This is a genomic window from Streptomyces sp. NPDC043870 (genome assembly GCF_056435785.1).
The window spans coordinates 1-1770 of record NZ_JBWKDT010000134.1; the positions used below are offsets into that span (position 1 = coordinate 1).

Genomic DNA, 1770 nt, shown 5'->3' on the forward strand with positions numbered 1-1770 from the left:
GAGGGACACGCCGCCGACAGGCCAGTGGCACAATGCCGTCTCGCAGCACCGGCCCCTTCACCAGCCCAAACCCTTTTTCAGGGGCAAGTAGCTAGGCGAACACGACCACCTGCCCACCCATGGTCGTTTAGCTGGGCCGGATCCACCCGGTGCGAGGCCAGTCCTCTCGGTTGACCATCACACTGAGGGGCATGGCAGCCTTGCAGGGCGTGCACCACCGCCCCAGCACAGCCAGGGCGAAGGCAGACATGGCGCCTCGGGCCGTGACAAAGGCATCCAACGGCACGCCCGTGCCCAGAGGGACCGTTGGTCGTCGCGGTCGTCCTCGATGTAGTGGGGGGTTGTCTTTCAGGAGTCCGGATAGGCCCCCGTGGCGAGCGGTCGTTTTGATGACCGTGTCGTCGGTGGGGGCCGCCGTGTCAACGGGCCTGCAGCCGCAGCGGTTCGCCCGCTGCCGCCGGGGGAGTGCAGTGGCGGCAGCAGCTCGACGGCCTCCGTCAGCCTCTCGGTGTCACCGCACGAGGCGGCAGTGAGGGCGGCCGCCTGCTCTGTGGACGAGCCGGGGTGAAGCCTCCCGCCGATGCTGACGATCAGCTGCCAGGCGGCGCCGGAAGGCACTTCGCCGAACTCGTCCGAGTGGCAGCCCAGACTCCGTTTCGTCGCCAGCGCGGTCACACCAACCTCCTTGCTCAGGTGCGGATCGAGAGGGTAGGAAGACCGGTTACGGGTGGGTTACGTGACGGGCCTCGGGAGCGGCCGTAGGCGTGCGGACACGCATCATCTTCAAAAAGAGGTGCTGCGTGTCCGGGCTGATATCGATGTCAAGCTCGCCGGACAGACGCCGGTCGCACAGCTCGTACCAAGCCTTCGCCTGACCAAGCTGCCCCAGTTCACCGTGCACCTGGATCAGGGGCCGGTACACCCCCTCCTGGTACTGCTCAGGCAGTTCGAGTCGGAGGATGCCCCTGTCGGTGACGTAGGCAAGGCCATGGGAACCGTGGGCTATGCCCCTGGATGAACTGGGTGGGTCCAGGGCACATCCGAGCTGGGAAGTGAGCAGGCGGAACAGGTTCGGCACGTTCATGTAGCCGCGGATCGGTCCGCCAGCACTGGTGCAGAACTTACTCGAGGGCTGAGCCGCTGTGGGTGGAGAAGTTCACAAGGCTGCGGATGCGGCAGTTCGACCGGCTGTTGAAGGTGGTGCCGAACGTGGCGGATACTGTCCTGGTGGCAGTCGGCTGTGGTGCCTGCCGTGGGCGGATCGTCGTTTCTGTTTCCATGTCGTAGCCGCCGAGCTGTTCGGGAAGATCTTCCGCGCGAGCGCGTGGCGGCCTTCCTGGAGTTGGCCTGCACTCTGATCTGGCGGCGGCATCCGGGCTCGTCCGCGAGGTGCAGAATATGCAGGGTCTTGGCGATCCCGTGGTGCGCGATCGCGTCGCCGAGCGGGGCGGCCGTCGCGGGAGAGCATCCGGATAACGTCGTAGGCGCGGACGGCTCCGGTGTGGATAGAGCCGATGATCCACAGCATGTCCTCCCAGTGCCGCTCGATCCGCGCGAGGTCGATCCGCCACGGGCCGCGTCCTGGAAGGCCCCGTAGTCGGCGGCACGGTCGATGCGCCACATTTTTTGGTTCGGGCAGATCCGCGAGCTGCGGCGTATATGCGAACCCGGCCAGTGAACCGTTCCGGGTTTGATCGAGACTCTAGGCTGTGACTGTGACCTGGAGATTTGCGTTCTGCTGGTAGTAGGCGGCTTCGTATTCTGCGGGCG

The 1770-nt window shown here is 65.9% G+C and carries 2 protein-coding genes; both read right to left on the reverse strand.

What is annotated here, in order from left to right; translation table 11 throughout:
- Positions 1-721: 721 nt before the first annotated feature.
- Entirely contained in the window at positions 722-1084 is a 363-nt protein-coding gene (locus tag AC0699_RS39675; protein WP_478671575.1) for a hypothetical protein, read from the reverse strand.
- A 72-nt stretch (positions 1085-1156) separates the two neighbouring features.
- The gene (locus AC0699_RS39680; protein ID WP_478671577.1) at positions 1157-1675 is read right to left on the reverse strand and encodes a Tn3 family transposase; all 519 of its coding nucleotides are present in this window, start codon (positions 1673-1675) and stop codon (positions 1157-1159) included.
- Between the last annotated feature and the right edge of the window lie 95 nt (positions 1676-1770).